The sequence below is a fragment of the Brevibacterium ammoniilyticum genome (genome assembly GCF_038429965.1).
GTDB lineage: Bacteria > Actinomycetota > Actinomycetes > Actinomycetales > Brevibacteriaceae > Brevibacterium > Brevibacterium ammoniilyticum.
Genome location: NZ_BAABNP010000031.1, coordinates 1 through 7,573 on the forward strand (window position 1 = coordinate 1; position 7,573 = coordinate 7,573).

The following is a 7,573-nucleotide window of genomic DNA, read 5'->3' on the forward strand; positions in this document are numbered from 1 at the left end:
CTCGAGTTCTATCTCGTCCCCTACGGTGAGCTCATCGCGACCATTGATCTGCCGCTGCCCAAGCAGCGCCACCTCAACGTCACAAAGATCGGCAGGTTCGTCAACGGAGACCGTGGTCGTCTGCCCTCGGGAGTTGAATCACTGCGAAAAACCCACCCGGTGTCCGAGAAGTGACTACCGAGACTGTCGATAAATCGGTACGAACACTGTCCGATAAGTGACAAGACAACACACGACTGATTTCAAATACTTGCGGTTGTGCCTACACAATGAGCGCCGTATAGGTCGCGCAACGCATTCCTCGCCGCGAGCTTTAAAAGCCTACAGTATGTCCAAGACCGAGGCTTCGGTCAACTTGCTTTCCAGACTTTCCAACTTTAGACTGGCATACTCAATGGCCAAGATGGAAGTATACTTTTCACCAGCTAGCGAGAGAATAATGCGCGTATCTCCGGAATACCACGTCACATACATCGATAGATGACCCTGTTCCACCGCCTTACCCCAATCGTCGTAATTGTCTCTCCATAAATCGTTATTCCAAAACTCGAGATCTTCGACAGGGTTTCCATATTTTGTCGCAAGAAGGTTTTTTAGTGTCGAGAATTCCATTAGGTACCTATTCTCATTCACCCAGTTTTCGTCAATTATATACTTTCCGCGAACTAAAACATCATGAGCGTATAGATAGACTACGTCGCACATCAATGTTCCCATCCAGGCTCCAGTCCAATAGAGCATTCGTTGATTCTCTTCGCTTGGCTCCGTTTCCTCTCGGCGCTTCGCCGATTGAGGACGAGTACCCCATCGAACTCCACGAAACCCTAATTCACCCCCGCGGCTCTCTTCCTGAATCAGCTTCCAGGAACCATCGTCGTCAAGTTCTACGGCTTCTCCGTCTTCTCTGATCGCTCGCACTCCGACTCCGTTCTAAGTTTTACCAATTGGCCTTAATAGCGAATTATGAATTATTCAAGTAGTTGAAGTTTCTCGGCAATGCCCTTGTTTCGTGTTACTGTGCCGAATATAGCCGTCATTTCTCTCGAGGTTCGAGTTTTGTTACCACAACGATGAGATTGCAAGTCTACCAAATAAGACTCAAAACTGGAATGAAGGCGCAAAACTTGTTGCTCCCCACTCAGGATTTCAGTCGGCACAACCTTCTAGGCGTCCTTGACAACGAGTAGGTCCCTTGCGCCGTCGAGGCCGGGCGGCCGAGCGGATTGAATTTGGCTACGGAGTTTGTGGCGAATTCAACGCATCGCGATACTGTTCGTCGCCGCTGCCGCAAGGCTGTCGACCGCCGAAGCGTGCCAGGCCGAGTTCTGCCCTGGGATAGGCCCCCCTAGGCAACCCTAACCGTTATCCGTTACATTTATTGTCAAGTAGCCGCCGGGGTCTTCGCCTCGTAGAAGGTCCCGGCCTTGACCATCGCGAACAGGACGTTGAGCCGGCGACGAGCCAGGCACATCACCGCCGCATTGTGTCGCTTACGCTCAGCCCGCTTCCGGTCGTAATACGCCTTCGACACCGAGTCATGACACGACGCCACCCACGCTGAGTGGAACAATGCGTTCTTCAACCTCTTGTTCCCAGCCCGCGACGGAAACTCACCCCGAATCGATGTCCCCGACCGCCGCGTCACCGGAGCGATTCCGGCATACGCAGCCAAATGTGCAGCAGTCTTGAACGCGCTGAATTCACCGGCGGCCAGGAGAATCTGGGACGCGGTCTTAACGCCGACTCCCGGCATCGACGTTAAGACCTGAAGAAGAGGGAGCGAATCAGCCAGCTCCTCCGCTTCAGCCTCGATCTCGGCCCTCTCAGCCTTTAACGCCTTGATCCTGGCGGCATGCCGCGGCACCACCGACTCCGACGCCTGACTGCCCGGCACGGTCACCGTCTGCTCAGCCAGAGCGTCAAAGATCGCATCGATCAAGGCCGAGGGGTCCTTGCGGGCATGATTGCGCACCCACCGCTTCACCCCCGACTTCCCCGCCGCACGCAGCCCAGCTGGACCCCGATACCTGATCAGTAGGTCCAACACGATGCTCCTGGTCAACACGGTGGCCTTGAAGACGCTTTCGAGCGCCGGGTGGATCTGGACCAACAAGGACCGCAGCCGGTTGATCGCTCGAGTGATGACATGGGTTAGGTCCTCATCGGTGCCGGCCAACACCTTGAGAATAGCCAGCCCATAAGATTCCCGATCCACCGATCGCAGCGTGTGTGGCATCGTGCGCGCCGTGTCAGCGATGATGAACGCGTCCCTGGCATCGGTCTTCGCCTGCCCCGGATACAAGTCGGCAGCCTTCCGCATCGCCAACCCCGGAAGATAGGCGATATCGGCACCACAATCCCTGGCGACCGCGACGGGAAGCGCCCCGACCGTGTTGGGCTGATCAACGATGACGAGCACACGACCGTGCTCGTGCTCCAAATTCGTAATCGCGTCCCGAAGTGCTGCTTCATCCTGCGGGAGCTCGCGGTCGAAAACCCGCTCCTCTGCAGGGTTGAGCCCGCACCCGTGATGCGTGGTCTTGCCGACGTCGAGGCCGAGCCACACGTCGTAATCGGTGTTCATGACAGTCCTCCTCGACCATCCAACCCGGCGGTCGTTGGTTGTCATGACACCCGATGCTGGCACCCACGTTACGACGAGACCTCAACAGTGTTGGGCCGAGCCCCGATCAGCAGTCAACGCGTGTCCTGGATTCCTGGCGGCAACACCCCCGGATCATCAATGACAGGGCAAATCAGCCATACCAGGACCAGCGACCAGACCCCATTCGGGGCCTACGAATGAATATAGGGGCCCGTTGCTGAGCGCCATCTATATTCGCATAATCGAGTAAGGAAACATTACAGGGGTTCGATCCATTGGAAGTCGAGGAGTTGCCAGACAGAACAGGCAGCTCTCTTGAAAGGTATTTGTCACCTACCCCAACGAGTCCCAAGCCATCCGCTGCCGCAGCGCCGGCGCCAGCACCAACGCCGCCAACACGCTGCCGGCCAGCAGCACCCACGCCCCGAAGTACGTGAAGAGCTTCAACTCCGGTGCCAACTGCGGGCCGAAGTCCGCAGCCATGAGGATCACTCCCCCGAGGATCAACGCCGTCGAGACGATCACCTGAATGAACTGCTCGACCGTCGACTTGAGCAGGTTCTTGATCATGTCGATGTTCAACCCACTCGTCCCGACATCCAAAGTCCCGTCCTGCAGGTGCCCGGCGATCCGCGCGACTTGCGCCGGCAACTCGGCCATCTGCGGCACCGTCGCCGCGAAGTAGAGCGTCAACTCGCTGCGATCAACACCCAATCCCCCAACCTGACGCAGCAGATCCTTCCCATTCCGGGTCACCAGCGTGAGCAGGTTGAGGCTCGGATCAAGCTTCATGATCGAGCCCTCAAGAGTACTGATCGCCCTGAATGCCGTCGCCACCGAGGTCGGCATCGGGAACCCGAAATCAACGACGAAATCGATGAGCTCCCCGAACAGAGCCGCCGAGGTCGACCCTGGCCGACCATCCCCGTACTTGAGCATGATCTGCCCGATCTCCCGCTGCAGCTCCCGCAGATCGACATCACTCGGTGTCCCCAACAGCTCGAGGATCGCCGCGGTCGCCGCCTGCGAATTCTGCGAATCGAAGGCCATGAGCAGCAACGCGATCGCCCGCCGATCCCGCTTGTCAATGAACCCGACCGCACCGAAATCAACCAACCCAGCGCGACCCGCGGACGAGACGACGATGTTGCCCGGGTGCAGATCCGCGTGGAAGATCCCCTTGCCGAGTACTTGGCGGACCACCATGAGGAAGAGATCCTGCGCGATCTCCCCCCGGGCGATGCTCGAGAGATCCGCAACGATCTCCGAGGCATGCGACAGCGGCACCCCCTCGACGAGGTCCATGACGATGACGTACTCCCCCGACAGCTCGGGGTAGACATTGGGAATCTGCACGACCGAGGGACGCAGCGACTTCGACCGTCCCGCCTCGTCGGCTTCCCGCAGTGCTTCGATGTGGGCGAGTTCGCCGCGGTAGTCGAGCTCTCCCATGAGCGAATCGACGAAGCTGTGCGCGAGCTTGACGACCCCGACCTTCTTCGCCCAATCCGTCGACCGTTCGAGCCGCTCGGCCAGGGTGAGCACGATGTCGGCATCGGCCTTGACCTGCCGACGGATCTTCGGCCGCTGCACCTTGACCGCGACGACCTGACCCTCCCACGTCACCGCACGGTGGACCTGGGCCACCGACGCGGCCGCGAAGGGGACTTCGTCGAACTCAGCGAACACCTCGGCGACGGGACGACCCCACAGGACCTCCAACTGGCCTTTCACCTCGGCGAAGGGAACCGGGGGAACGCCGGCCTGGAGTTTGGAGAACTCCTCGACGAACTCGTGCGGGATCATGTCGCCGCGGGTGGCGATGAACTGCCCGAGCTTGACAAACGTCACCCCGGCCGCGGCCAGCGCATCACGGGTCGTCGCTGCGATCTCGCGGAGGGACACGCGCAGGGTCGGGATGCGAGGTTTGAGGTAGCGGGCGAGTCCGAACTGGATGAGGATCTTCTGGACTTGGGCGAGGCGGTTGACTCGGCGATACCAGGTGGGGATCTTCGGGGCCGAGCGCAGCACGGAGGACAGCGTGCCGGTGGGCATGACGAGTTCGATGGCGAGGAGGACGAACATCTGGAGGACGATGGCCCAGGCGAAGAGGAGGAGGAAGACCATGATCGCGGGGAAGCTCAGGTCGAGGCTGGGGTATGTGTTGTCCTCGGAGATGCCGAGGAGCTTGTACGCCTGGAGGGTGATGGGCCAGATCGAGAGGCCCATGATGAGGGAGACGACGATGTTGCGGGCGGCGCCGGTGCCGACGATCATCATCCGCCGGACGAGGAAGCCGACGATGACAGCGTTGATGAGACCCAATCCGATGGAGTAGAGGATCGTCATCTAGGCTCCTTGTCGTTCCGGGGACAGTGCCGAGTCGCTGGTTCGTGTCCGGGGTGCGTCCGGAGTGCGTCCGGGTTGCGTGTCCAGGGCTCGGGTCCAGGGTTCGTGTCCAGCCTAGTGGATGAAGTCTGAGATCTCTCTGGTCAGAGGGTGCGTTGGGTGGTGCGGCTGGACCTTGGTGGGGTGGTGTGGGTGGGGTTTGGTTGGACCGGGTCCTGCGGTTGGTCAGATCCCCGTCGTTCTCTTCCCTGCACTCAGAGCGCGAAGGGCGCCGAGAAGGTCGGTGATCTCCGGTGCCGTGTCGAGTTCGGCTGGAACGAGGGCGCTGATGCGCCGGGTGCCGACCTCGGAGATCGAAATCGCGGCGATTCCGTCGATCGCGGTCGTGCGTCTGGCGCTCTGCGGGAGCAGGGCCACGCCGAGGCTGTTCGACACCAAGGCTTGGATCGCGCCGGGATTGTCGGTGATGTGCCGGGTGCGGGGTTCGAATCCGGCGCGCCGGCAGAGACGCTCCGCGGTAGACCGGCAGCGGTCGCAGCCCATGATCCAGGGAAGTTCGGCGACGTCGGCGAGTGTGTGGATCTGCCCTGCCCGGTTCCAGCGTTCGGGGACGAGGAGGTCGAGTCGATCCTCGCCGAGGTCGATCGTCGTTGCGCCCTCCAGTTCCGGTGGGTCTTCGTCTTCGTGGTGGAAGACGAAGGCGACATCGATCGCGCCGTTGTCGAGGAGGATGAGCGCTTCGGGCGGTTCGGCTTCGACGACTTCGTAGGAGTGGCGGGTGGCGGCGTCGGGATGGTCGGCGGCGCTCGTCTCGAGGGTCCCGAGCGCGGCGGCCAGCGGTCCGATGACGAAGCTCGGGAAGCCGGCGAGGCGAACGTTGCGTCCGCCGAGGCCGAAGGCCGTGGACAGGTCGCGGCGGAGTCCGGTCACCGACGCGGCGACCTCGGTGGCGCGGATGAGGGCGAGTTGGCCGGCGGTGGTGAGGACGATGCCGCGTGGAGTGCGCTCGAAGAGGGTGACGCCGAGGTCCTTCTCGAGAGCGCTCATGTGTTGGGAGAGAGCGGGCTGGGACCAGCCGATCTCACGTGCGGCGGCGCCGAGGCTGCCGGCGTCGGCGATGGCGCCGAAGAGGAGGAGGCGTTTCGGGTCGCCGGCGGCGAGTGCCTGGTCGAATTGCTGGGACATAAGTCCAGCTTATGTGAAGGCAGTCGGAACTGGGTCTACTGCACGGGTCTTTGGTGATTCAGACTGGAAGGGCATAAGAGTTGCTGGTCTGCCGGTCAGGGTTCCTGTCCGTTCGCGGATCTGCGTTAGATGGTTTGAACGATGAGGAGACTGACAGTGCGGAGAATCGGACTGCTGGGCGGGATGAGCTGGCACTCGAGCATCGAGTACTACACGAAGATCAATGCGGCAGTCGCCGAGCGCCTCGGCGGACACCACTCCGCGCAGATCCTCCTCGATTCCTGTGACTTCTCGAGAATTCGCGACTTCCAGATCGCCGAGGACTGGGAGCGCGCGTCGGCTGCGTTGGCGGCGACCGGTCAGCGTCTCGCCGATGGCGGCGCCGAGGCGGTCGCGATCGCGACGAACCTAATGCACAAGACCGCACCCACCGTTGAGGCGTCCGTCGACGTGCCGCTCATCCACATCGTCGACTCGATCGCTGCCATGGCGAAGGCGCGTGGTTACTCGACGCTCGCCGTGCTCGGGACGAAGTGGACAATGCTCGACGGTTTCTACACCGAGCGCCTTGAAGCGCAGGGAATCACGACGCTGATCCCGGACGAAGCGACGTGCCTCGAGGTCGATCAGATCATCTGGGATGAGCTCACCCAGGGCAAGTTCACCGATGCCTCGCGTGCCCGCTACATCGAGATCATGAAGTCTCTCGCCGATCGGGGTGCCGATGCCGTGGCCCTGTCGTGCACCGAGATCGGTCTGCTTGTTCCGCCGGAGGTCGCTCCCCTGCCTGCCATCGACTCGGTCGACGCGCACGTCGCCGCGATCGTCGAGTGGATGATGGCAGACGAGATGGCCGCCGTCTGATCGTCGTTGGCCAGGCTTTCTGCACAATCATGATGGGTCGTCCGGTCTCTCCTCACGCGCAGAATCGTTTTCCATTGAGCAATAACCCTTGTCACCAATGAGTCTGTCCGGTAGCTTCTCGGCATAGGAAACACTTCCTGTGCTCGTTGCAGGGCCCACGCTTTCGTGGGTCCTGTCCGATTTTCGAGGAGGGGCATGTCAACCCTCCTCGTCGGTATCTCAGTCATCGACGGCGTTATCTCAACTGTCTTCTCGGATGCCGCACTTGATGGCCAGTTCTTCACGGCCGACAACTGGACGATCGGCGGTGGAATTGCCACGATGCCTTCCTCTTCCTCGGGTCGGTCTTCAACAATCTGCACCAATACACGGCCAGCCAGGATGTGGTGCAACGCTATCAGACGACCGATTCGCCGAAAAACACCGCGAAATCGCTCATGGTCAACGGGTTCCTCGCGCTGTTGACGATTCCGCTGTTCTACGGGATCGTGGGGTGTGACACTTCTCGTAGACAGTCGTTACCAGGAAGGCACGACAGGGAATCATGTCTACGAATCGCAGGACGTTCAC

At 60.8% G+C, this 7,573-nt stretch carries 5 protein-coding genes; 1 reads left to right on the forward strand and 4 read right to left on the reverse strand.

Annotated elements, in window-relative coordinates:
- Positions 1-321: 321 nt before the first annotated feature.
- From AAHA49_RS17610 to AAHA49_RS17625, 4 genes are all read right to left on the reverse strand, one after another.
- Positions 322-741, reverse strand: a complete 420-nt coding sequence (locus AAHA49_RS17610) for a hypothetical protein (RefSeq protein WP_342039158.1) — start codon at positions 739-741, stop codon at positions 322-324.
- 640 nt (positions 742-1,381) lie between these two features.
- Positions 1,382-2,584, reverse strand: coding sequence for an IS110 family RNA-guided transposase (locus tag AAHA49_RS17615; RefSeq protein ID WP_342039159.1), 1,203 nt, complete (start codon positions 2,582-2,584; stop codon positions 1,382-1,384).
- A 354-nt stretch (positions 2,585-2,938) separates the two neighbouring features.
- A complete protein-coding gene (locus AAHA49_RS17620; protein ID WP_342039160.1) occupies positions 2,939-4,954 on the reverse strand; it encodes an ABC1 kinase family protein in 2,016 nt (671 codons plus the stop codon).
- Positions 4,955-5,179: 225 nt separating this feature from the next.
- A complete protein-coding gene (locus tag AAHA49_RS17625; RefSeq protein ID WP_342039161.1) occupies positions 5,180-6,139 on the reverse strand; it encodes a LysR family transcriptional regulator in 960 nt (319 codons plus the stop codon).
- Positions 6,140-6,280: 141 nt separating this feature from the next.
- Between AAHA49_RS17625 and AAHA49_RS17630 the strand changes: the two genes are divergently transcribed.
- Positions 6,281-7,003: an aspartate/glutamate racemase family protein gene (locus tag AAHA49_RS17630; RefSeq protein WP_342039162.1), complete on the forward strand. Its 723-nt coding sequence runs from the start codon at positions 6,281-6,283 to the stop codon at positions 7,001-7,003.
- The last annotated feature ends 570 nt before the right edge of the window (positions 7,004-7,573 follow it).

Bases quoted from the DNA above. Each gene is read 5' to 3' on its own strand.
- AAHA49_RS17610 (WP_342039158.1), bottom strand. From the start codon at position 741: ATGCTCTATTGGACTGGAGCCTGGATGGGAACATTGATGTGCGACGTA.
- AAHA49_RS17615 (WP_342039159.1), bottom strand. From the start codon at position 2,584: ATGAACACCGATTACGACGTGTGGCTCGGCCTCGACGTCGGCAAGACC.
- AAHA49_RS17620 (WP_342039160.1), bottom strand. From the start codon at position 4,954: ATGACGATCCTCTACTCCATCGGATTGGGTCTCATCAACGCTGTCATC.
- AAHA49_RS17625 (WP_342039161.1), bottom strand. From the start codon at position 6,139: ATGTCCCAGCAATTCGACCAGGCACTCGCCGCCGGCGACCCGAAACGC.
- AAHA49_RS17630 (WP_342039162.1), top strand. From the start codon at position 6,281: ATGAGGAGACTGACAGTGCGGAGAATCGGACTGCTGGGCGGGATGAGC.